The sequence below is a fragment of the Salinirussus salinus genome, assembly GCF_009831455.1.
Taxonomy (GTDB): domain Archaea; phylum Halobacteriota; class Halobacteria; order Halobacteriales; family Haloarculaceae; genus Salinirussus; species Salinirussus salinus.
Genome location: NZ_WOWO01000002.1, coordinates 513151 through 534395, shown reverse-complemented (window position 1 = coordinate 534395; position 21245 = coordinate 513151). Strand labels below are relative to the sequence as shown.

The 21245-nt window shown below is 69.3% G+C and carries 23 protein-coding genes; 15 read left to right on the top strand and 8 right to left on the bottom strand.

What is annotated here, in order from left to right; genetic code table 11:
* Positions 1-32: 32 nt before the first annotated feature.
* Complete coding sequence (locus tag GN153_RS05785) at positions 33-848, bottom strand: hypothetical protein (protein WP_159900717.1); 816 nt, start codon at positions 846-848, stop codon at positions 33-35.
* A gap of 160 nt (positions 849-1008) precedes the next feature.
* On the opposite strand from GN153_RS05785, the gene GN153_RS05780 reads away from it, so the two are divergent.
* Positions 1009-2469, top strand: a complete 1461-nt coding sequence (locus tag GN153_RS05780) for a DHH family phosphoesterase (protein ID WP_159900716.1) — start codon at positions 1009-1011, stop codon at positions 2467-2469.
* Between the two features lie 61 nt (positions 2470-2530).
* Here the strand turns inward: GN153_RS05780 and GN153_RS05775 are convergent, their stop codons facing one another.
* The gene (locus tag GN153_RS05775) at positions 2531-2833 is read right to left on the bottom strand and encodes a PRC-barrel domain-containing protein (RefSeq protein ID WP_159900715.1); all 303 of its coding nucleotides are present in this window, start codon (positions 2831-2833) and stop codon (positions 2531-2533) included.
* A 127-nt stretch (positions 2834-2960) separates the two neighbouring features.
* On the opposite strand from GN153_RS05775, the gene GN153_RS05770 reads away from it, so the two are divergent.
* Both GN153_RS05770 and GN153_RS05765 read left to right on the top strand, forming a co-directional pair.
* Positions 2961-3632 carry a metal-dependent hydrolase gene (locus GN153_RS05770; protein ID WP_159900714.1) on the top strand — a complete coding sequence of 224 codons (672 nt, stop codon included), beginning with the start codon at positions 2961-2963 and terminating at the stop codon, positions 3630-3632.
* 97 nt (positions 3633-3729) lie between these two features.
* Positions 3730-4434: a protein sorting system archaetidylserine synthase gene (locus GN153_RS05765; RefSeq protein WP_159900713.1), complete on the top strand. Its 705-nt coding sequence runs from the start codon at positions 3730-3732 to the stop codon at positions 4432-4434.
* 41 nt (positions 4435-4475) lie between these two features.
* On the opposite strand, the gene GN153_RS05760 is transcribed toward GN153_RS05765, so the two are convergent.
* Positions 4476-4673, bottom strand: a complete 198-nt coding sequence (locus GN153_RS05760; RefSeq protein ID WP_159900712.1) for a hypothetical protein — start codon at positions 4671-4673, stop codon at positions 4476-4478.
* A gap of 117 nt (positions 4674-4790) precedes the next feature.
* Here GN153_RS05760 and GN153_RS05755 point away from each other — a divergent pair, with 117 nt between their 5' ends.
* The 3 genes from GN153_RS05755 (at position 4791) to bioB (ending at position 7738) form a co-directional block, all read left to right on the top strand.
* A complete protein-coding gene (locus GN153_RS05755; protein ID WP_159900711.1) occupies positions 4791-5903 on the top strand; it encodes a site-2 protease family protein in 1113 nt (370 codons plus the stop codon).
* Between the two features lie 29 nt (positions 5904-5932).
* Positions 5933-6535 carry a class I SAM-dependent methyltransferase gene (locus GN153_RS05750; protein ID WP_159900709.1) on the top strand — a complete coding sequence of 201 codons (603 nt, stop codon included), beginning with the start codon at positions 5933-5935 and terminating at the stop codon, positions 6533-6535.
* Between the two features lie 90 nt (positions 6536-6625).
* On the top strand, positions 6626-7738 hold the full coding sequence (bioB, locus tag GN153_RS05745; RefSeq protein WP_159900707.1) for a biotin synthase BioB: 1113 nt from the start codon (positions 6626-6628) through the stop codon (positions 7736-7738).
* A 269-nt stretch (positions 7739-8007) separates the two neighbouring features.
* Here the strand turns inward: bioB and GN153_RS05740 are convergent, their stop codons facing one another.
* Complete coding sequence (locus GN153_RS05740; protein ID WP_159900705.1) at positions 8008-8598, bottom strand: protein sorting system archaetidylserine decarboxylase; 591 nt, start codon at positions 8596-8598, stop codon at positions 8008-8010.
* Positions 8599-8681: 83 nt separating this feature from the next.
* Here GN153_RS05740 and GN153_RS05735 point away from each other — a divergent pair, with 83 nt between their 5' ends.
* The gene (locus GN153_RS05735) at positions 8682-9077 is read left to right on the top strand and encodes a hypothetical protein (RefSeq protein WP_159900703.1); all 396 of its coding nucleotides are present in this window, start codon (positions 8682-8684) and stop codon (positions 9075-9077) included.
* A gap of 222 nt (positions 9078-9299) precedes the next feature.
* The gene (gene dpsA, locus GN153_RS05730; RefSeq protein WP_159900701.1) at positions 9300-9848 is read left to right on the top strand and encodes a DNA starvation/stationary phase protection protein DpsA; all 549 of its coding nucleotides are present in this window, start codon (positions 9300-9302) and stop codon (positions 9846-9848) included.
* A gap of 149 nt (positions 9849-9997) precedes the next feature.
* Here dpsA and GN153_RS17450 read toward each other — a convergent pair whose 3' ends face one another.
* Positions 9998-10147: a hypothetical protein gene (locus tag GN153_RS17450; protein WP_201287812.1), complete on the bottom strand. Its 150-nt coding sequence runs from the start codon at positions 10145-10147 to the stop codon at positions 9998-10000.
* 88 nt (positions 10148-10235) lie between these two features.
* Between GN153_RS17450 and GN153_RS05725 the strand changes: the two genes are divergently transcribed.
* Entirely contained in the window at positions 10236-10925 is a 690-nt protein-coding gene (locus GN153_RS05725; protein ID WP_236544759.1) for a DUF7547 family protein, read from the top strand.
* An 8-nt stretch (positions 10926-10933) separates the two neighbouring features.
* Here GN153_RS05725 and GN153_RS05720 read toward each other — a convergent pair whose 3' ends face one another.
* Together GN153_RS05720 and GN153_RS05715 are read right to left on the bottom strand one after the other, a co-directional pair.
* Entirely contained in the window at positions 10934-11299 is a 366-nt protein-coding gene (locus tag GN153_RS05720; RefSeq protein ID WP_159900699.1) for a Zn-ribbon domain-containing OB-fold protein, read from the bottom strand.
* Positions 11296-12450 (bottom strand): thiolase family protein, encoded by a 1155-nt coding sequence (locus GN153_RS05715; protein WP_159900697.1) that lies wholly within the window; start codon positions 12448-12450, stop codon positions 11296-11298. Before GN153_RS05715 ends, GN153_RS05720 begins: the two co-directional genes overlap by 4 nt.
* A 90-nt stretch (positions 12451-12540) precedes the next feature.
* On the opposite strand from GN153_RS05715, the gene GN153_RS05710 reads away from it, so the two are divergent.
* From GN153_RS05710 to GN153_RS05685, 6 genes are read left to right on the top strand one after another with little or no spacing between them, the layout of a single operon-like run.
* Positions 12541-13731: an alpha-1 4-glucan-protein synthase gene (locus GN153_RS05710; protein ID WP_159900696.1), complete on the top strand. Its 1191-nt coding sequence runs from the start codon at positions 12541-12543 to the stop codon at positions 13729-13731.
* A 3-nt stretch (positions 13732-13734) separates the two neighbouring features.
* Positions 13735-14934, top strand: coding sequence for an extracellular solute-binding protein (locus GN153_RS05705; protein WP_159900695.1), 1200 nt, complete (start codon positions 13735-13737; stop codon positions 14932-14934).
* Positions 14935-16635 (top strand): ABC transporter permease, encoded by a 1701-nt coding sequence (locus tag GN153_RS05700; RefSeq protein WP_159900694.1) that lies wholly within the window; start codon positions 14935-14937, stop codon positions 16633-16635.
* A gap of 2 nt (positions 16636-16637) precedes the next feature.
* Positions 16638-18782, top strand: coding sequence for a DUF7846 domain-containing protein (locus tag GN153_RS05695; RefSeq protein ID WP_236544758.1), 2145 nt, complete (start codon positions 16638-16640; stop codon positions 18780-18782).
* A gap of 26 nt (positions 18783-18808) precedes the next feature.
* A complete protein-coding gene (locus GN153_RS05690) occupies positions 18809-19390 on the top strand; it encodes a gluconate 2-dehydrogenase subunit 3 family protein (RefSeq protein WP_159900693.1) in 582 nt (193 codons plus the stop codon).
* Entirely contained in the window at positions 19387-20520 is a 1134-nt protein-coding gene (locus GN153_RS05685) for an ABC transporter ATP-binding protein (RefSeq protein ID WP_159900692.1), read from the top strand. The genes GN153_RS05690 and GN153_RS05685 overlap by 4 nt, the downstream gene beginning before the upstream one ends.
* A gap of 12 nt (positions 20521-20532) precedes the next feature.
* Here the strand turns inward: GN153_RS05685 and GN153_RS05680 are convergent, their stop codons facing one another.
* Positions 20533-21213 carry a dolichyl-phosphate hexose transferase gene (locus GN153_RS05680; RefSeq protein ID WP_159900691.1) on the bottom strand — a complete coding sequence of 227 codons (681 nt, stop codon included), beginning with the start codon at positions 21211-21213 and terminating at the stop codon, positions 20533-20535.
* Positions 21214-21245: the final 32 nt, after the last annotated feature.

The following is a 21245-nucleotide window of genomic DNA, read 5'->3' as shown; positions in this document are numbered from 1 at the left end:
CAGTTGCGCCAGCGGAGTGAAATACGTTTCCTTTACCGGTCGTGGCTACCCTGGCCGCCCCGGTTGGTCTGTGACTGCCCACCAGCGCCGCCCTGTGGCGGTCCCTGAGGCGGTGCACCGGCGCCCTGTGGCGGCTGGGTCATACCCTGGCCATCCGAGGGCAGATTCCGTGCACCCCACGCCGTGCCGGCACCGGCGACGGCGGACCCGATGGCCGCGAAGATCAGCGCGAGAAACAGCTGTCCGGCGCCACCGCCGCCACCGCCACCGCCGGCCGCGATGGCGGACGCGATGACGACGATGATTCCGAGCAGGACTGTCCCGGCGGCACCCGTGACGGCCGCCGTGGCGTAGGCGAGGGTGTCCGGCGTGTCGTCGAGGTTGTCGCTCTGACGCAGTCCGAACAGCCCACCGAGCGCTGGCGTCACGGCCAGCGAGCCGACCGCGATCAACACGCCGAAGCCGAACCCGAGCCCGCCCTGCGAGGTCAGCCCCGACAGGATGGTGACCAGTCCAGCACCGACGCCGATGAGGGTGAACGCCGCGATGCCGACTTTCATCTCGTTTTTGGTGTCGAGCCGGCTGAAGATGTCGCCGACGCTCGGCCCGGTCTGGACCGGCTGACGGGCCCCTCCCTGCTGGTATCCTCCCTGTGGCTGCTGGGCGGCGGGCTGGCCCTGTGGCTGTCCGCCGGCTCCGCCCTGTGGCTGTCCGCCGGCTCCAGGGGGCTGTCCCTGGGGCTGGCTCTGACCGGCCCCCCCCTCCTGCTGTGGCGGCTCGCCGGCCTCTCCCTCCGGCGGCTGCCCGTCCGCACTGTCCTCCTCGGAGTCGCTCTGGTCACCAGACATCGTCTATCACTGTACGTAGCAGTCACTAAAAACTGCGGTCTAGACAAGTAGTGGTACTATACTGGGACGTACGTGGGGGCGGCCCCGGAACCGCCCGTCAGCCAGCCCGGCTGGGAGAACCTGTCCGTTATAAGGCTTCCCGCACCAACCGTCTGGTATCATGAGTACGGCCGGGACGGGCATCACGATGGCCTCGATGTCCACCTACGCGATCCTGGGGTGTGGGAGTGTGGGGCACGCGGTCGCGGAGGAACTCGTCGCGGAGGGGAAGGACGTTCACATCATCGACGCCGACGAGGGCCGGGTCGAAGCGCTGCGCGACCAGGACTTGGACGCCAGACAGGCCGACATCCGCGACGAAGCCGTCGCCGAGGCGGTCGCCGACCGGGACGTCATCCTCATCCTCTCCTCGGACGTGGAGGCGAACGCCGCCGCCGTCGAGAACATCCGCGGGCGCGGGGACGACCAGTATATCGTCGCCCGGGCCTCCGACCCCGTCTCGGCGGACGACCTCACCGAACTGGGCGCCGACGTGGTGATCAACCCCTCGGCCGTCATCGCCGACTCCGCGCTCCGGGCGCTGGAGTCGGGCGAACTCGAGTACAAGGCCCGACAGCTGACCGACGTGATCGCCGAGACCGACGGGAAACTCGCCATCCGGATCCACCGCAGCCCGGACCCCGACTCGATCGCCAGCGCCGCCGCCCTCCAGACGATCGCCGAGAGCCTCGACGTCGAGGCGACGATCATCTACGACGGCGAGATCGGCCACCAGGAGAACCGCGCGTTCGTGAACCTGCTGGGGATAGAACTCGTCGCGGGCGGGGAGGTCGACCCCGCGGAGTACGGGACGGTCGCGCTCGTCGACCACGCCAAATCCGGCGAGGCCGAATCGGAGGTCGACGCCGACATCATCATCGACCACTACGAGCACGAACACGAGCACGACGTGGCCTTCGCCGACATCCGGCCGAACGTCTCCGCCACCTCGACCATCCTCACCAAGTACATTCAGGAACTCGACCAGACGCTGGAGGAGAACGTCGCGACCGCCCTGCTGTACGGGATCCGCGCCGAGACACTGGACTTCAAACGGGACACCACCCCCGCAGACCTGACGGCGGCGGCCTACCTCTACCCCTTCGCGGACCACGACACTCTCGAACAGGTCGAGTCGCCTTCGATGTCGCCGGAGACACTCGACGTCCTGGCCGAGGCGATCCGCAAGCGGCAGGTCCAGGGCTCCCATCTCGTCTCGAACGCCGGGTTCATCCGCGACCGCGACGCCCTCTCACAGGCCGCTCAGCATCTCCTGAACCTCGAGGGGATCACCACCACGGCGGTCTTCGCCATCGCCGACGACACGATCTATCTCGCGGCCCGCTCGAAGGACATCCGGATGGACATCGGGAAGATCCTCGAGGACGCCTTCGGCGACATCGGCGAGCCGGCGGGTCACTCGACGGACGCGACCGCGGAGATCCCGCTCGGCATCTTCACCGGGATCGAGGTCAGCGAGGACAACCGCGAGACGCTACTCGAGTTGACGGAGGAGGCCGTCACCAAGAAACTCTTCCAGGCGATGGGCGTGGAGGGCGGGGAGAGCAACAACGGCGGGTGAGGTCGGAGCGGCCGGCCCGGGCCGACAGGCCGGCGGGGGAGCGCGGTCCAGTGTGCTGGCTTCAGGCCGGGGCCTCTTCGTCGCTGCCGCTTTTGGCGTCCTGGATCCGCTCGACGAGGTCGTTGACGATGATGATGTCACCCACCGACTGGACCCACCGGTAGGGGATGATGACGCCGCGGGCGGTCAGGGCCTCGCTGTCGAACAGTTCCCGGTTGAGTTCGTGGAGCGCCAGGCCCGTCACCTCCTCGGTATCCAGGTCCAGTCTGATGTCTTCCACCTCGCCGAGGAAGACGCCGTTGTTCGAGTAGACCTCGCGGCCGACGAGGCTCGTGATCTCCTGTGGCGCGGAGTCGCGGTCCATGTGGCCACACTCGCGCGGTGGCCCCTTAAATGGTGTGTCAGACGGGTTGGCGGGGGAGACGACGGCCGGCCGCTCCCGCACCGTAGCTCACCGCAAGACTCATCGCGGCCGCGTCGCTCGGTAGCGTATGCCGTCGACGCTGGTCCACGTGGCCCTCGCGGGCCTGCTGGCCGCGGCACTCCTGGGAGCGGCCTACGACCTGCGGGCGCTCGTCGTCGTCCTCGCGGTAACAGCCCTGCCGGACCTCGACGCGTTCGGTGTCTTCCTGTTCTCTGGCGCTCACCGGGCGCTGCTGCACACCTTCCTGATCCCCCTCGTCGCCGCCGGCGTAGTGATTGTGGACACGCGCCTGCGAGAGCAGTCGGGCCTGCGCGACCGGTTCGGGCCCCGGGGTGTCCGGGTGGCGTGGGTGGCGGTTCTCGCGTTCGCAGTTGCGGGCATCGGACTCGACTTCGTCACCAACGGCGTCAACGCGCTGTACCCGGTGGTCGACCAGTTCTACGTCCTCGATGGCAAACTCGAGCTCTCGACGACCGAGGGACTGGTCCAGACGTTCGTCGAGGTCCCTGCCGAGACCGGCGCTGTGGCCGGGAACGGGGTGCCGGCCCCGGAGAGCGTCGGCACGACCGAGAACGTCACCTACACAACGGGCGTCGACCCCGACCCCGACCCCGGCATCGAATCCGGCCCCGTCGAGCGGGTGTTCCCGGTCGTCCGCTCGGGATGGCAGCTGCTGGTCGTCCTCGCCGGTGCCGTGACAGTCCTCGCGAGATCCCGGCTGGGCGGCGACCTCGAATGACCCGGTGGTGCGGGACAGACACAACACGGCAGGCGGTCCCGGCGCCGCCCGGCACGGATTTCGGGCCCTTGAAATACCTACCCGTCAACGGCCGGGTATGGCGTTCCGGGTCCGGGACCGGCTGGCCGTCGCCGACGTCGTCACGCTGTTGAACGCCGGGCTCGGCGTGGTGGCGATGGTAGCCGCGGTCACCGAAGGGCCGGCGCTGGCCGCCCGGCTCATCCTGCTTGCGGCCGTCGCGGACGGCCTCGACGGGCTGGTCGCCCGACATCTGGGCTCGAGCGAGGTCGGCCTGACCCTGGATTCGATGGCCGATATCGTCTCCTTCGGGACCGCGCCGGCCGTGCTGCTGTTCGCCATCGCCCACCGGGCGTGGGAGCCGCTTTCGTCCGCGCCGGCGCTGTACGCCGCGGCCGTGATCGTGCCGACGCTGTTTGCCGTGCTCGCTCTCCTGCGGGCCGCACTGTACACCGTCTACTACGGCGAGGAGACCACCAGACCGGGCGTCCAGAACACGCTCGCCGCCTCGATGCTCGCCGTCGGCTACCTCGCCGTCGGGGCGATGCTCGACCCCGGCACCACGGCGACAGCCGCGCTGGCTGCCGGGGCCGTGCTGGCCGTGCTGATGCTGGCGCCGCTTCCCTACCCCAAGCTGCTCGACCGCGACGCCCTGGCGATGGGGGTCGTCCAGATGGGGGCGGTCCTGTTCCCGGCGGTCATCTCCCGGGCCTTCCCCCGGGCGTTACTGCTCGCTGCGACGGCGTATCTCCTGCTCGCCCCGCGGTTTTACTGGGCCGAGTGAGCATCGAGCCGGCCGCGCTCGGGCGTGCCCGGACAGACCGGTCACTCTCCGGAGGCGTCCAGCTTCCCCGCGGCCGCCTCGTTTGCGACCGACAGCGTCCCGCAAACCAGTGCGACCAGGAAGGCGAGAAGTGCTCTGCCGTAGCGTCCGCGCCGGGCTGCCACGACAGTCAGCGCGCCGAAGGCGCCCGCCAGCGCCCCAAAGCCGTAAGCCTTCATCCGGAAAACACTCAGTGACATACGCTGTGGAGGGGTGGGAGCGTCTTATGTGCCGGCATTTCCCGCGACGGCCCCGCGGTCGTGTGGCCGAACCGGCGAGGAGAAACAGGCCTAAGGGTGTCCACACCCTTTATTCGCATGATGGAACAGGCCTCCGTCCCCGCGTCGGCGGACGTCCCCAGCCCCGAGTCCCTCGCCGACGCCTTCTACGTCTACGACGTCGAGGAGACCGACGACGGGGTCCGGTACTACGGCGAGCCCATGGCAGAGAAGGACAGCGTGGTCCAGCAGCTCGGCCCGCTGTTCCGGGAACGCGGCTACCGCGTACAGCTCAGCTACGAGACCGGCGAGTACGTCCTGGAGGCGACCGAACGCTCCACGTCGATCGACGGGGTGCCGTGGACCAACGTCATCCTGTTTCTGGCGACGGTGACCGCGACCCTGCTGGCGGGCAGCCGGTGGTACGGGATCGACGTCGCCTCGGACCCCGCCGCCGCGCTGGGCGCGTGGCCGTTTGCGCTCTCGGTGATGGGCGTGCTCGCCGTCCACGAGTTCGGCCACTACGTCTTCAGCCGGTATCACGACGTGCAGGCGACCCTGCCCTACTTCATCCCGCTGCCGTTCAACGCCATCGGCACGCTCGGGGCCGTGATCCGCATGAAGGACAACATCCCCAGCCGGCGGTCGCTGTTCGATATCGGCGTCGCCGGGCCGCTTGCAGGGATCGCCGCCACGGTCGTCGTCGCGGCTGTCGGCGTCGCGCTCCCGCCGATCCAGGCCCCGGAGGGGTCGCTGGTGGCACAGATCGAACTCGGCTACCCGCTGCTCATCCAGGGGATCGCGGCGCTTCTGGGCGAACCGCTCTCCTACGGGCCGGGGCAGATGGTCAACCCCGTCGTCGTCGGCGCCTGGGTCGGCGCCTTCGTCACGTTCCTGAACCTCATTCCGGTCGGCCAGCTCGACGGCGCTCACGTCGTCCGGGCGCTCGTCGGCGACCGGATGGGTCGCGTCCAGCAGGTCGTCCCGCTTCTCCTGTTCGGGCTCGCGGGCTACCTCGTCGCCTTCGAGGGGGGGCGGAGCGCATCGATCTGGGTGCTCTGGGGCTTCCTGACGCTCATCTTCAGCCGGGCCGGAAACGCGAGACCGCTCGACGAGTCATCCGTCGGCCGCTCCCGGCAGGCCGTGGCGGCCCTGACGCTCGTGCTCGGGCTGCTCTGTTTCACCCCCATCCCGTTCTCCTTTACCCCCTGATTCAGGTATCTCGAGCCCCTCTCCGGTGTATGGACCGCAAGCGCGTCCGGCAGGCCTGGGACGACGTCGCCGACACCTACTCGCGCAACCGTGACCCCGACGGCGAGGACGCCGCGCTCGTGGCAGAGCTGCTCGAGGACCTGCCGCCGGAGCCGACTGTCCTGGACGCCGGCTGTGGCGACGGAAAGCGAACGCTCGCCCGCCTCGGGGACGCCCGTGCGGTCGGGCTCGACTTCTCGCGGCGCGGGCTCGAACTCGCCCGCAGAAACGTCCCCGGGGCGGCGCTCGTCCAGGGCGACATGGTCGACCTCCCGCTCGCGGACGGGACCGTCGACGGCATAACGGCCTACCACGCCGTCTTCCACGTCGACCGGGACCGCCACACCGACGTCTACCGGGAATTCGCCCGCGTCCTCCGGCCCGGCGGGCGCGTCCTGATGACGGTCGGGACCTCGGCCTACGAACAGGTCCGGTCGGGCTGGATGGGCGGCCGGATGTTCTTCTCGACGCCGGGCCGCGAGCGCACGCTCGCGCAGCTGCGCGAGGCAGGCTTCGAACTCGCCTGGGACCGCCACGTCGACGACCCGCTCGGGAGCTCGGCCTACTTCGTCTGCGCGGCCCTGCCGGCGTAGGTCTGCCAGCCGCGGTCCCACTCCCGTTCCAGCCCCGGCTACGCGAGCACGTCCCACACTTTTATCATGGCGTCAACTGACTATGCTCTCATGGTTTACGAGACGGGAAACCGGACCGTCGACGACGCCGTCGAGCGGGTGCTCGCGGGCGAGCGACTGGACCGCCGGGACGGCCTGGCGCTGGTCGCACAGCCGGTCGAGGACCTGGCGCCCGCCGCCGACTACGTCCGGGCCGAACTGGGCGACGACACCGTCGACGCCTGCTCGATCGTGAACGCGAAGGCGGGCAACTGCGCGGAGGACTGCGGGTTCTGTGCGCAGTCGGTCCACTTCGACACCGGTATCGACACCTACGACTTCCTCGACCCCGAGCGGGTCCTCGAGGCCGCGAAGCGCGCCGAACGCGACGGCGCGCAGCGCTTCGGCGTCGTGGTCGCCGAGAAGGGCGTCTCGAAGCGGGAACGGCCCGATGAGTGGGAGGAGGTTCTGCGGGCCATCCGGCTGGTGCGCGACGAGACCGACGTCGAGGTGGACGCCTCGCTGGGCATCCTGACCCGGGAGGAGGCTCGCGTTCTCGCCGAGGAGGGGATCAACCACTACAATCACAACATCGAGACCTCACCGCGCTTTTTCCCCGAGATCGTCGAAACACACTCCTTTGAGGACCGCGTCCACACCCTGGAGGTCGCGAAGGAGGCCGGGATGGACCTGTGTGCGGGCGTGATCCTCGGGATGGGCGAGTCCCCGACCGACCGGGTCGACGCCGCGGTTGCTCTCCAGGACGTGGGCGTCTCCTCGCTGCCGGTGAACATCCTCAACCCCGTGGCGGGGACGCCGCTCGGCGAGGAGTTCGGTGACTCGGCGGATATCACGACCGAGGAGGTCCTGCAGACCATCGCGGTCTACCGGCTGCTGCACCCGGAGGCGCGGGTCCGGCTGACCGGGGGGCGGGAGGCCAATCTCGCGGTCGACGAGCAGCACCTCCCCTTCGAGGCCGGCGCCGACGGTATCCTGACCGGGGACTATCTCACCACGTCGGGCCAGTCGCCGGGCGACGACATCCAGATCATCGAGCGGGCCGGGATGGAGCCGAACCGGGAGGCAAACGAGTTCGACCCCGAGGCGGTGAAGGCCCGGACGGCGGCCGACGAGGGCCCCGACACCGCGGCGGGGACGGCGACGAGCAACGCGACCGACGACTGATACGGGCTGCTGTCGGTCAGCCCCGTATCGGCCCCCCGATATCGGGCGGTCGTCGGGGGAAACAGTCACAGCAATCCGTATGAAACCGCGGCTGGCGGACGCGGCGAGCGGCCTGACCCGCGGCTGGGCATCGGAGCACAAAGGGGAACGAGAGGGCCGGGGAGCCCCCCCGCGTGTGACACTACGGAGCCAAACGGCTCCACGAGACGGTAGTGCCCGCGGCGACAAAAGCCTGTTCGTGGCGTGCGCGGACCGGACGCTCGCGCCCTTCAGCGGAGCGTGAGACGGGTCTCGCCGGCTCTGACCCGGTCGCCCTTCGAGACGGCGAGGTCCGACCGGTCGACCTCCGGCGGCAACAGGAGGTCGACGCGGCTGCTGAAGGAGATGTGTCCGATCCGCTCGCCGCGGTCGACGGTGACCCCCTCGGTGACGTAGGGGTGGATCCGCCGGGCGACCGCGCCGGCTATCAGGACGACCTCGTGGTCGCCGAAGTCGACCCGGAGCTTCTCGTTGCGGTCCGAGGACTTCGTGAAGGCCGGCCAGTGCCCGCCCGGGGAGTGCTCGACGGCCTCGACGGTTCCGCCGTACGGCGCCCGGTTCACGTGGACGTGGTGGAGGTTCATGAAGATGCCCAGCCGGAGCCGGTCGTCCTCCTCGCGCAGCACGGAGACGGTCCCGTCGGCCGGTGCGACGACCCCATCGGGGGGGACGGCCCGCTCGGGGTCGCGGTGAAACCAGAACACCGCGCCGGTCGCCGCCCAGAGCGCCACACCCAGCGGTAGCCAGACGACCGCGGCGACCACCCCGGCCGCCGCGACGGGGAGCCCGTACCGCCACGCGCCGCGTGCGAACGCGTCCACGAAGGCACCTTCGCGCCGCCGGGCACAAAGCTGTCGGCTTCCCCGGCCGGCGCACCTAAGGCGGCCTGCCGCATACGCCACCCATGCCCCGTGACGAGCTGGCCGCCTTCGACGAGGACCTGCTGGCGGAGGTCGGCGGGACCGACTCCGAGGGGCTGGCGACGCTCGCCCGCGAACACCAGGCCGGCGTCCGCGCGCTTCCCGGCGTCGACGAGATCGTCTACGAGTGGCGGCGAACTCTCCCGGGAGAACCGCTGTTGTACCGCTCGGCGGCGCTCTACGTCCTCGCCCTGCCCGGGCGCGTCTGGACGGAGTTCCTTGGGGAGATGGAACTCGCCGAGAGCGAGGCTCTCGCGCTCCGAGAGCTCCACCGCCGGCGGACTCGGCGGCTCCTCGCAGCGGCCGACGGTGCGCCCGAACCGCCGCCCGCGACCGAGGCGCCCGGTGCGGACGGCGCGATGGTCCTGACCCGGCCGTGAGGGTGTCGCCCGGGGCTGGAGGGGTAGCTACCACCTCGTCGGACGGAGCAACGCCCGGGACGAACACGTGGGCTCGACGCCCGCCAGCCCACGATACCCCCGGCTTACCGCCCCGCCATTGAGTTCGTCGTTTTTCGGCTTGCCAAAATATCGTTGTCTATCCAAAAAGAATAATTCGTGATAGCAGTCTTTATGTGGCTGGCGGCCACACTTAGAGACGCAATGAGTACCCAGAAACGCGTCCAGCAGGAGTTCGGAACCGTCGAGGAGAGCGAGGCTCTTCGCCTCGACGAGGAGAAGGCAGAACAGATCGTCGACGCGCTGAACACGGAACTCGCGGACACCTACACGCTGTACCACCAGCTCAAGAAACACCACTGGAACGTCGAGGGCGCGGAGTTCCGCGACCTCCACCTGTTCCTGGGTGACGCTGCCGAGAACGCCGAGGAGGCCGCCGACGAACTCGCCGAGCGCGCGCAGGCGCTGGGCGGGACTCCCGTCGCGGGCATGGAGGCCATGCAGGAACACGCCACCGTCGAGCCCGAGGACGAGGACGTCTACGGGATCCGCGACTCCCTGGAAGCCGACATGGAGATCTACGGCGACATGATCGAGACCATGCGCGACCACGTCGAGCTCGCGCAGAACCTCGGCGACCACGCGACAGCCCACATCATCCGTGAGATCCTGGTGGAGGTCGAGGAGGACGCCCACCACATCGAGCACTACCTCGAGGACGACTCGCTGGTGCTCGAAGAGAGCGTCAACTGACGCCGCCCGACGGCTGTCTGCAGCCTCTCTCTTTCTCTGGTGAAAAACCCAGCAGTAACAGCACCACACGCCGTCGTGACAGACAGACCTGTCGTCCGACCGGAGGGCGTCGGAGTCCAGTACCGACCGGAGCACGGCCCGCTGTACAGCTACGGGTCCAGCGAGACGGTGAGGTCGGTCGCGATCCAGCCGTCCTTGTTGCCCTGTTCGACGAAGACGGTGCGGTCCGGAGAGCTGTTGTGTGCAGTCACCGCCTGCTCGTGGTCATCGACCAGCCGTTCCCTGCGGGGCGCGGTCATTGACGGGAATTAGGCTACCCTAAATCTAAAAGGGTTTTGGTCGGCCTAGTCCGTGAGTGGCTTGTGCGCCGAGCCCTCACTGGCGGGTATGAGCGACGGTCAGCGGCGCGGTGGCGACGAGAGACACCGCGACGACCAGCGGGGCGAACGTGGGTCGGCCGAGCGGGTCGGCGACGACGAGCTCCGCGAACAGGTGACGGAGCTCGCTGAGACGCTCGCGGACCTGGAGGGTGAACTCCGCGAGGGGCGCCGCCGCCCGCGGCTGCGGGACCTCGTCCGGTTCACCCGGGAGGTGACGATCCCGGGCGTGATCCTCGTGCTCCGGACGAACATCGAGGCGCTGAAGCTGCTCCAGCGGGCGCTGGCCTTCGGCGACCCGGAGGGAAGCGGACGCGAGAGTCAGCTCAGAGACCGGGCGGAGGCGGCCGGCCGGTCGGCGCTGTCCGAACTCGACAGCGCGCTCGAGGACCTCGGCGACGCGCTGTCGGGAACCCCGCGGGACGGACGCGCCCGCGACCTGCTGGCGGAGGCCCGGGACCTCCAGGCCGAGGTCGAGTCCGAACTGTCCCGCCGGTCGGGTCTCCCCGGCCCTTCGTCGAGTTCCCGGTCACCTTCCGGGGTCGACGAACCGGCGGGCGTCGACATCGACGTCGACGCCGAACTCCGGTCGATCAAGGACGAACTCGGCGACGAAGGCGCAGCCGGCGACGAGGGTGGAGGCGGCGACGAAGGCGACGGCGGGGAGGAGAGCGGAGGGGACGGCGCCGGACGGGGATAGCTCGCGGGCTACTCCACCGGCTCGAACCGGTAGCCGTCCCACGCCTGGCTCGCGGGCTCCCGGATCCCGGCTCCAGGTTCCCGGAGTTCGTCAACGTGGACCGGCCGGACCGGGTCGCCCGTCTCGACCTCGTCGGTCGTCGTTCCGGCCAGCACCCGCACCGAGGTCCCCTCGACGTCGAACTCGACGATGGCGAGCGTGTTCGGTTCCCGCACTCCGGGCGGCGTAGCGGTGCTGGTCGTCCAGGTGACCACCTCGGCCGTCCGGTCGGCGAGGTCCACAGTTTCGGTCTGCTGTTGCCCGCACTCCGGACAGACTCCGTGGCCCGGATAGGTGAGGTGGCCGTTCGGACACCGGTGGGCGTCGAGGCTCATGCGCTCACCCCCTCGACCAGCGTCGTCACGACGCAGTTCCCGAACCCGCCGACGTTACAGGCCAGCCCGCGGTCGGCCTCGACCTGCCGGTCGCCCGCCTCGCCCTGGATCTGCTCGTACAGTTCGACCACCTGGGCCACGCCGCTCGCCCCCAGCGGGTGACCCTTCGACTTGAGCCCGCCGGAGGTGTTCACCGGCAGGTCGCCGTCCCGGGCCGTCGTCCCCTCCCGGGCCATCTTCCAGGCGGTTCCCTGGTCGGCGAAACCGAGCCCCTCCAGCTGGAGGAACTCGAGAATCGTGAACATGTCGTGTAGCTCGGCGACGTCGACGTCGTCGCGGTCCCAGCCGGCCATCCCGAACGCCTGCTCGCCGCTCTCGACGACGCCGTTCATGACTGTGGGGTCCTCGCGCTCGTGGACGACGTGGGTGTCGGTCGCGCCCGCGACGCCGGCCACCCGGACGAACTCGTCGGTGTACTCCTCGGCGCGGTCGGCCGGACAGAACAACAGCGCGGCGCTGCCGTCGGTCACCGGGCAGAAGTCGTACAGCCGCAGCGGGTCCGCGATGATGGGACTGTCGAGAGCGGTCTCGACGTCGATCTCCGTCTGGAACTGCGCGTTGGGGTTGAGTGCCCCGTTGGCGTGGTTCTTGACCGCGACCTCCGCCAGGCTCTCCCGGGGCGCGTCGAAGCGCTCGAGGTAGTGGCGGGCGGTCAACCCCGCGAACGAGGGGAGGGTGACGCCGTGTTTGTACTCCACGGGGTGGGTCAGCGAGGCGATGACGTCCGTCGACTCCGCGGTCGTCTTGTGGGTCATCTTCTCCGCGCCCACCAGGAGGCTGCAGTCGCTGGCGCCCGAGGCGACGGACTGCCAGGCCTCGTAAACCCCCGCGCCGCCGGTCGCGGAGGTGTTGTCGACCCGCTCGGCGTACGCGCCAAGCATCCCCATGTCGTGTGCCAGGGCGTTCATCAGACCGGTCTGTCCCTCGAACTCGCCGCTCGCCATGTTGGCGACGTAGAGGTGCTCGACGTCCTCGCGGGGCACCCCGGCGTCGGCGAGACACGCTTCCCCTGCCTCCGCGAGCAGCTCGCGGACCCAGGCGTCGCGCTGGCCGAACTGTGTCATCGACGCGCCGATGATTGCGACGTCCATACACCCACCATCGACCCCCCCGGTCTTTGCCCTTGCTGTCGGGACGGAGCGACAGGTATTTTAGGTTCCCCTAAAGAGATGCGTGTAGAGATGTTAGGTCAGCCTAAAACGACGGGCTCCGGCGACGTCTGCGTCGTCGTCCCGACGGTGCGCGAGCCCGAGTGCGTGCGGGCCTACGTCGCCAACGCCCGCCGACACGGGTTCGACACCGACCGGCTCCACGTCGTCCTCGTCACCGAGGACTTCTGTGACACCGCCGAGATGGCAGCGATGCTCGAGGACCTGGAGGTGTCGGGCGCCGTCTTCGACGGCACCCGGCGCGAGCAGTGGCTCGACCGGAACGGCGTGGGGGACTTTTCACACCTGATCCCCGCGGCCAGCCACGCACAGACCTCCTTCGGCCTGCTGTACCTCTGGGCACACGACTTCCCCTACGGCGTCTTCATCGACGACGACACCCTCCCTCACGACGACCAGGACTTCTTCGGGACCCACCTGCGCAACCTCGGATTCGAGGGCGAGATCGAGCAGGTGGCCTCCGACGAGCAGTGGGTAAACGTGCTCTACCAGAACGTCGACGAGCACGACCTCTACCCCCGGGGATACCCCTACAGCGCGATGGGCGAGACGGTCGAGCGCACGACGGCGACGGTCGACGACGTCGTCGCCTCCCAGGGGCTGTGGACGAACGTCCCCGACCTGGACGCCGTCCGGATCCTGATGGACGGTGACCTCCAGGGTCAGGCACAGACCCGAACCAGTGCCGGGGACTTCGGTGAGGACTTCGTGGTCGCGCCGGGGAACTATCTGACCGTGTGCTCGATGAATCTGGCCTTCCGGCGGGAAGTCGTCCCCGCCTTTTACCAGATGCCGATGGACGACAACGAGTGGGACGTGGGCCGGTTCGACGACATCTGGAGCGGCCTCTTTCTCAAGCGGGCCTGCGACGTCCTGGGCAAGCAGGTGTACAGTGGCCGCCCGCTCTGTGAGCACAACAAGGCCCCGCGGTCGACGTTCTCGGACCTCACGAACGAGGTCCACGGGCTGGAGCTCAACGAGCACATCTGGGAGGTGGTCGACGAGGCCGGGGCCGACGCCGACAGCTACGCCGGCGTCGCCCGCGACATCGCCCGCCAGCTGGCCGACGGCGACTTCTCCGACTACGAGAACGGCGCCTTCTTGAACCACTGCGGGGAGTACACGCTGGACTGGCTCGACTGTCTCGAGGCACTGACCGACACGCAGCCGACCGCTGTCGCGCAGCCTGTGGGGGACGACTGATACATGACCGAGGACACCACACCACCGACGGACCGGCGTACCGACACCACAACGAGCCGCCTCTCGCGGCGGAGAGTACTCGCGACTACCGGGCTCGCCGGTGCGACTGCCCTCGCCGGCTGCGGAGGCCTTTTCGGCGGCGGGGACGACAATCAAGAGGGAGACGACGGCGACGACGACGAGGCCGATCCGGATGTCGTCGGGTACGCCCGCGAGGGACGCGGACTCCCCGGCGGGACGCCGGTGTCGGAGATGCCGGAACTCTCCGGACAACTGACGGTCTACTCGGGGCGCGGCGAGTTTCTCATCGGCACGCTGATGGACTTCTTCCGCGAGGAGTACCCCGACTTCGACCTCCAGATCCGCTACGGTGGGGCGGCAGACCTCGCCAACCAGATCCGCACCGAGGGCCAGGCCAGCCCGGCTGACGTCTTCTTCACCGTGAACGCCGGCATCCTCGGGTTGCTGGCGAACGACGACCGCCTCCAGTCGATGCCCGACGACGTGCTCGGGCTCGGCCGCGAGGGCTACCAGGACCCCGACGGGACCTGGATCGGCACGTCCGGCCGGGTACGGACGATCCCGTACAACACCGACGAACTCTCGGAGGGGGACCTCCCGGACGACATCATGGCCCTCCCCGAGCAGGACGCACTCCAGAACAACATCGGCTGGGCTCCCACCTACGGTTCCAACCAGGGGTTCGTGACCGTGATGCGCCTCATCGAGGGTGAAGAAGCGACCCGGGAGTGGCTGCGGGGGATGCTCGACCTGGGTGTCCAGGAGTACTCCGACGAGTTCCGCGTCGCACAGGCCGTCGCGGACGGCGAGATCCTCGCCGGACTCACCAACCACTACTACGTCGTCCGCGTCCTGGACGGCCGGCCCGACGCTCCCCTCGACATGACGTTCACCGAGAACGACGCGGGGTCGTTTTTCAACGTCGCCGGCGCGGGCGTGGTCGACTCGTCTGACTCACCCGACATGGCAGCCAACTTCATTCGCCACCTGCTGTCGGCGGAGGCACAGGACTACTTCGCGCGGTCGGCGACCTTCGAGTACCCGATGATCCCCGAGGTCGATCCCATCGACCGCCTGCCGGGCTTCGACGAGCTGAACCCGCCGGACCTAGACTTCGCCGAATTCGCCCGCGCTGATATCAACGAGACTATCACCCTGATGGAAGAAGAAGGCGTACTGTAGATGGCAATCGAGGCAGGCACGCACGCGGAACCCGACGCTGGCGACGGCTCCGGGGACGAGAAGCTTCCGCTGGGGCTGACGCTGCTCGCGGGCGCAGTCGCCGCTCTCGTAGTCCTGCCGCTGGCGTGGCTCGTGGTGACGGCCGCGGGGATCGACCCCGAATCGGCGCTCGCGACACTCCTCCGTCCACGGACCCTCCAGATCGTGGTCAACAGCGTCGTGATGGTGACGCTGGTCACCGTCATCTCCGTTGTCATCGCCGTCCCGCTCGCCTATCTCACCACCCGGACCGACCTGCCCTTCCCGCGCTTTTGGACCGTCGCGGTGTCGATGCCGCTCGTGATCCCGAGCTACATCGGCGCGTTCGCGTTCGTCTCCGCGTTCGGCCCGAACGGCGAACTCCAGTCGCTGCTCGCGCCGGTCGGCGTCGAGTCGCTCCCCTCTGTCTACGGGCTCGAGGGGACCGTCCTCGTCATCACGCTGTACACCTATCCGTACGTGTACCTCTCGGCGCGGGCGTCGCTGAAGACGATGGACGAGCGGCTGATCGACGCCGCCCGCACCCTCAATCACTCCCCGCGGGAGGCCTTCCGGCGGGTCGTGCTTCCACAGGTCACCCCGGCCGTGACCGCCGGGTCGCTGCTCGTCGCGCTGTATGCCCTCTCCGATTTCGGGACGCCCGCGATCATGCGCTACGACGTGTTCACGCGCGTCATCTTCGTCAACCGCTTCGAGTTGGACTTCGCCGCGCTCCTCTCGTTGCAGCTGGTCGCGGCGACGCTTTTCATCCTGGCCATCGAGTCCCGCGTGCGCGGACGAGAAGTCCAGTCCGGGGGCGGTGGACGCCGCGAAGTCCGCCACTCGCTGGGGTGGGTGAAGTGGCTCGCGACCGCGGCCTGCGGGGCCCTGGTCACGCTCGCGCTCGTGGTACCCATCGGGATTCTGGGGCTGTGGCTCGTCCGGGCCGGGCCGACCGGGGACAGCGGCAGGTTCTCCATCGTGTACGTCCTCAACTCGGTCGGCGTGTCGGCGGCGGCTGCCCTCGTCGCCGCGCTCGCCTCGATCCCGGTCGCCTACCTCGCGGTCCGCCACCGGGGACGGGTCGCCGCCGTCTTCGAGCGCGCGACCTACGTCGGCTACGCCGTCCCGGGCGTGGTCATCGGGCTGGCGCTGGTCTTTTTCGGCGCCCGCTACACGCCGGCGGTCTACCAGACGCTGCCACTGCTCGTGTTCGCGTACGTCGTCCGGTTTCTGCCGATCGCGGTCGGGTCGACGCGGGCCTCGCTGCTCGGGGTCGACCCCGACCTCCAGGCCGCTGCCCGCGTGCTCGGCCGGTCGGCCACGGGTGCGTTCCGTTCGGTGACGCTACCGCTCGTTGCGCCCGGTATCCTCGCCGGCGCCGCCCTCGTCTTCCTGACGACGATGAAGGAACTGCCGGCGACGCTGATGTTGCGCCCGACGGGCTTCGAGACGCTGGTCATCCGTGTCTGGCGCGCCGAGAGCGCGGGCTATGTCGGCGCCGCGGCGGTGCCGGCGCTCATCCTCGTCCTCGTCTCGGCGCTCTCGATGGTCGTCCTCCTCTCCCAGGAGGGGGGCGATGCCGTCTCGCCGGGCGCGGGCGAAACGGGGGCCCGGAGTGACAGCCAGCAGACCGGAGACACCGCCGACACCCCGCCACAGTCCGGGGAGTCCGGACCCTGACCGTGTTCCCGACCAGGCTGGCCGTCGACGGAGGCCGTCTCCGCACCATCCTTCGGGAGAACCGCTACCGGCTCCTGGCGGGCGCAGTCGCACTCGCCGCGGGCCTGGCGGTGTTCACTCTCGGCAACGAGCTGCTCCCCTACCACTCCTCGAACCACGACGAGGGGGTCTACCTCCAGCAGGCCGCCATGCTGCTGGACGGAAAGCTCTTCCTGACGCCCGGGTCCGAACCCCTCCGGGAGGCGTTTCATCCGTGGTTTTTCGTCGAGAGTGAGCGCGGACTGTACCCGAAGTACTCACCCGTACCGGCGGCGGTCTTCGCGCTCGGGAAGCTCGCGGGGGGGTATCGCCTGGCGCTCGGAGCGGTCGCGGCCGCGAACGTCGGGCTCTGTTATGCCGTCGTCACCGAGGCGTTCGACCGCCCCACGGGTGTTCTCGCTGCGGCGACGATAGCCGCCACGCCGCTTTTTTTGTTGACCTCGGCGGCCTTCCTGCCGTACGCTCCCACGACGGCACTCAACCTACTGTTCGCGCTCGCGTACGTGCGGTCGGTCCGGCGAGCCGACGTCCGCTACGCCGTCCTGGCGGGCGCGGCCATCGGGCTGGCGTTTTTCGCGCGCCCGTACACGGCGGTCCTCTTCGCTGCGCCCTTCGTAGCACACGCCCTCTGGCACCTCTGGCGGGCAGTGCCGGCGGACCGCGGTGCCGCGGGCCGGCAACTGACCGTGGCGGGCGTCGGCCTGGCGTTCGTCGGCGTGGCCCTCGCGTACAACGCCGCGACGACGGGGTCGCCGCTGCTCTTTCCGTTCGAGGCGTTCGCTCCACTCGACGGACCGGGGTTCGGCCACCGCCAGATCCTCGGCCATGAGATCCAGTACACCCCGGAACTGGCGCTCCGGGCCAACGCCACCGTCCTCCTGACACTGGCGACGGACTGGGTAGCCGCCGGCCCGCTCGGCACCGCGGCGGCCCTCGCGGGCGTCGGCGCCCTCGCTGTCGGCATTCGCCACGAGGGGCTCGACCCGGAGGCCCCGCTGGGCGACCGCCGTCTCCGGCTGGTGTTGCTCGCGGTCGTCCCCGCGGTGGCCGTCGGCAACGTCTACTTCTGGGGGAACTTCAACATCCTCGGGGCCATCGAGGACCCAACCGACGGCATCATCTCGCTGTTCGGGCCGATCTACCACTTCGACCTGTTGCTCCCGGTGTCAGCCTTTGCAGCCTACGGCGTCGTGTCGGTCGCAAGGTGGCTCCGGGGGTTGGCGCGGGAGCGCGTCTCCTCCCGGACGCTGATGGCCGGCGCGGTGCTGTGCCTGGCAGTCACCCTGCCGGTCGTGGGCGCGGCCCAGGCCGCCGCCCTCGGCCCGCCGGCGGAGAAACACGCAGCCTACACGGAGAAGTTCGAGGACGCATACGCACCAGTCGAGGAGGCCGACTTCGAGAACGCGCTGGTCTTTCTCCCGCCGGAGTACGGCGAGTGGCGCAACCATCCCTTCCAGTACCTCCGCAACGACCCGGACTTCGGGGGGCCGGCCGTCTACGCGCTGGCGCGCAACCCTGCCGACGACTTCGCCGTCCTCGACGCGTACCCCGACAGGAACTACTACCGCTACCGTTACCAGGGCGAGTGGACGCCGGTACCCGAGATCCACGTCGTTCCGGTCCTCGAACGGGTGCGCCTCCACGAGGGGCCGACCCTGACGGGACGGACGAGGGTGACGATTCCCGACCGGATTACGAGTGTCTCCGTCGCGGTCACGGACGGCGACACCGTCAGACGCTACCGCTACGAGGGCGACCCGCCCCGGGAACTGACCATCGACTGGACGCTCGCCCCCGAGAACGTCACCGTGGACGGACGAAACCTCTCGGTCGCTACCGGGGCCGGCGAGGCGGTCCCGGTCGGGCACCCGAAAGTGGTGGCGCTGACGGTCACGCTCACCGAACCGAGCGGCGGGACGCTCACGTACCGCGAGGAGGTCCTCGTCCGCCCGACCGCGGACGGCGTCGAGGCGGTGTGGCCGCCCGAATCGTCGGTCTGTACGCTCGTCACCGAGTGTGGCCTCGAGGGGACCTACATCCCCGACAGACCCGATACGCGGCCCTCGGGGATCGGGACGAACACCACACTCCGCGATGGAAACGCATAAACTTAGGGTGGCCTAAAGAAAGCGACATGGAGCTCACCCGTCGGGATGCGCTGGCGGTGCTCGCGGCCGGGGGAGCAGCTGTCAGCGTGGCGACGCTGGGGAACGGAGGTGGCGGGATGGACCCGCCGACGGCGGAGGACACGCCGGCCGACGACGGCGAGGGGGCCACACCCGACAGGAGACCGGAGCTCGGAGATCACGAACGTGAGACACTACTCGGGGTCGCCCGCGTCGTCTACCCGTCGGCAGTGAGCGGTATCGACGAGTTCGTGACCACGTACCTCGACGGCCGGGCGTCCCGTTCCGGGTACGCGGCGGGTGCGACGGAGGCCATCGAACGCCTCGACCGAATGGGCGAGGCGTGGCACGGCGCACGGTTCGTCGACCTCGACGGCGAGAGGCGAGAGCAGTTGCTGCGCGAGACCGGGGCAGATACCGCCGAGCCGGACCCGGACGGATCGCCGGCCGAGCGGATCCGGTACTACCTTCTGAACGAACTCCTCTACGCGCTGTACGCGTCCCCGACGGGCGGAGAGCTGGTCGGTATCGAGAATCCGCAGGGATACCCGGGCGGGACCGACAGCTACCAGCGAGGGCCACCGACATGAGCAACGAGCAGATCGCACGACGGTCAAAAGCTGACCGCGGAGGCCAGACGACGCGGGAGACGCCGACGGGCCAACCGATCCTCGAACTCGACGGAGTCACCAAGGAGTTCGGCACCGAGACGGCCGTTGCGGACCTCTCACTGTCGGTCTACGAGGGTGAACTCCTGACTCTGCTCGGCCCGTCGGGATGCGGGAAGACGACGACACTGCGCATCCTGGCGGGCCTCGAGACGCCTACGTCGGGAACGGTCACGCTGACCGGCGAGCGCGTCGCCGGCCCGGGGACCTTCGTCGACCCGGAACAGCGCGACGTCGGACTCGTCTTTCAGGACTACGCGCTCTTTCCCCACCTGACCGCGGCCGAGAACGTCGCGTTCGGGCTCACAGACGAAGACGAGAGCGAGCGCGAGACCCGCGTCGCGGAGCTACTCGACCTCGTGGGGCTCGACCAGTACCGCGACCACCGGCCGGGCCAGCTCTCGGGCGGGCAACAGCAGCGGATCGCCCTCGCGCGCTCGCTCGCCCCCGAGCCCGCCGTCCTCCTGCTGGACGAACCGTTCTCGAACCTCGACATCAGCCTGCGCGAGGAGATGCGCCAGGAGGTCCGGCGGATTCTCAAGGAGGCGGGCGTCACCGCCGTGTCGGTCACGCACGACCAGGAGGAAGCGCTGTCGATCTCGGACCGGGTGGCGGTGATGACCGACGGCCAGGTCGAACAGGTGGGCGAGCCCAGGTCCGTCTTCGAGGACCCCCGGTCGCGGTTCGTGGCGAACTTCCTGGGCCGGGCCTCCTTCCTCCCCGGCCGGGTCGAGGACGACGCCGTCGAGACCCCGCTGGGCTCGGTCGGGACCGACCGTCTGAACGGCCCCGCCGACGCCTACGACGGTGCGTCCATCGAGGTGCTCGTTCGGCCCGACGACCTCCGGGCCGTCCCCGCCAACGAGTCGACCGCCGACGGCCGGATCGTCGGGCGCCAGTACCTCGGTCCGAACTTCATCTACGCAGTCGAGATCGACGACGGCGCGACCCTCCGGTGTCTCCACAACCACGTCGAATCCCTCGAGGACGGCCTCCCCGTCTCGGTCGATATCGTCGCCGACCACTCCCTCGCCTGGTACCCCATGGAGTGAGCCCGGTCGCGCTTACCGGAACCGTTCTTCCAGACAGACCTTCAGGATCGATTTCGCGATCGCCGCCCCGCCCTGCAGCGGGTCGAGCTTCGTCTCCCCCTTCCGCTCGCGGTACTCGATCGGGAGCTCGCGAACGTCGTACCCGCGCATCAGCGGCCGGATCAGCAGCTCCGCCGACAGGCCGGTGTTCTCGGTCCACTCGACCTTCCGTACGAGCTCGCGCCGGTAGGCTCGCATGCCGGTCGTCGTGTCGTGGACGCGCCGGCCCATCAACACGCTCGCGAGGAGTGCGAACGCTCGATTCCCGAGCCGGTTCAGGTCCGGCATCGTCTCCGCCCCGTAGTAGAGTCGGTCGCCGCTGACGACGTCTGCGCCGTCGTTGATCCCCTCCAGCAGGTCGGGCAGCCGCTCCATCGGGTAGGTGTCGTCGCAGTCGGTCGTGACGACGACCGGGCGCTCGGCCGCCAGCAGCGCGGCGCGGACCGCGACGCCGTATCCCTGTGGCTCCTGCTCGATGACCCGGGCGCCGTGCTCGCGGGCGATCTCCGGCGTGCGGTCCTCGGAGCTGTCGACGCAGACCACCTCCGCCTTCCCGTCGGTCACCTCCGCGATATCAGTCAGCACCGTCTCGATGGCCTCCTCCTCGTTGTAGGTCCCCATCACGACGCTGAGGTCCTCGAATCCGTACTCCATTACCTCCCGGTCACACCCCGACCCTCTTGAGT

Bases quoted from the DNA above. Each gene is read 5' to 3' on its own strand.
- GN153_RS17450 (WP_201287812.1), bottom strand. From the start codon at position 10,147: ATGACCGCGCCCCGCAGGGAACGGCTGGTCGATGACCACGAGCAGGCG.
- GN153_RS05780 (WP_159900716.1), top strand. From the start codon at position 1,009: ATGAGTACGGCCGGGACGGGCATCACGATGGCCTCGATGTCCACCTAC.
- GN153_RS05700 (WP_159900694.1), top strand. From the start codon at position 14,935: ATGGCAATCGAGGCAGGCACGCACGCGGAACCCGACGCTGGCGACGGC.
- GN153_RS05715 (WP_159900697.1), bottom strand. From the start codon at position 12,450: ATGGACGTCGCAATCATCGGCGCGTCGATGACACAGTTCGGCCAGCGC.
- GN153_RS05680 (WP_159900691.1), bottom strand. From the start codon at position 21,213: ATGGAGTACGGATTCGAGGACCTCAGCGTCGTGATGGGGACCTACAAC.
- GN153_RS05765 (WP_159900713.1), top strand. From the start codon at position 3,730: ATGGCGTTCCGGGTCCGGGACCGGCTGGCCGTCGCCGACGTCGTCACG.
- GN153_RS05725 (WP_236544759.1), top strand. From the start codon at position 10,236: ATGAGCGACGGTCAGCGGCGCGGTGGCGACGAGAGACACCGCGACGAC.
- GN153_RS05760 (WP_159900712.1), bottom strand. From the start codon at position 4,673: ATGTCACTGAGTGTTTTCCGGATGAAGGCTTACGGCTTTGGGGCGCTG.
- GN153_RS05720 (WP_159900699.1), bottom strand. From the start codon at position 11,299: ATGAGCCTCGACGCCCACCGGTGTCCGAACGGCCACCTCACCTATCCG.
- GN153_RS05710 (WP_159900696.1), top strand. From the start codon at position 12,541: ATGTTAGGTCAGCCTAAAACGACGGGCTCCGGCGACGTCTGCGTCGTC.
- GN153_RS05775 (WP_159900715.1), bottom strand. From the start codon at position 2,833: ATGGACCGCGACTCCGCGCCACAGGAGATCACGAGCCTCGTCGGCCGC.
- GN153_RS05690 (WP_159900693.1), top strand. From the start codon at position 18,809: ATGGAGCTCACCCGTCGGGATGCGCTGGCGGTGCTCGCGGCCGGGGGA.
- GN153_RS05750 (WP_159900709.1), top strand. From the start codon at position 5,933: ATGGACCGCAAGCGCGTCCGGCAGGCCTGGGACGACGTCGCCGACACC.
- GN153_RS05735 (WP_159900703.1), top strand. From the start codon at position 8,682: ATGCCCCGTGACGAGCTGGCCGCCTTCGACGAGGACCTGCTGGCGGAG.
- GN153_RS05705 (WP_159900695.1), top strand. From the start codon at position 13,735: ATGACCGAGGACACCACACCACCGACGGACCGGCGTACCGACACCACA.
- GN153_RS05770 (WP_159900714.1), top strand. From the start codon at position 2,961: ATGCCGTCGACGCTGGTCCACGTGGCCCTCGCGGGCCTGCTGGCCGCG.
- GN153_RS05755 (WP_159900711.1), top strand. From the start codon at position 4,791: ATGATGGAACAGGCCTCCGTCCCCGCGTCGGCGGACGTCCCCAGCCCC.
- bioB (WP_159900707.1), top strand. From the start codon at position 6,626: ATGGTTTACGAGACGGGAAACCGGACCGTCGACGACGCCGTCGAGCGG.
- dpsA (WP_159900701.1), top strand. From the start codon at position 9,300: ATGAGTACCCAGAAACGCGTCCAGCAGGAGTTCGGAACCGTCGAGGAG.
- GN153_RS05785 (WP_159900717.1), bottom strand. From the start codon at position 848: ATGTCTGGTGACCAGAGCGACTCCGAGGAGGACAGTGCGGACGGGCAG.
- GN153_RS05685 (WP_159900692.1), top strand. From the start codon at position 19,387: ATGAGCAACGAGCAGATCGCACGACGGTCAAAAGCTGACCGCGGAGGC.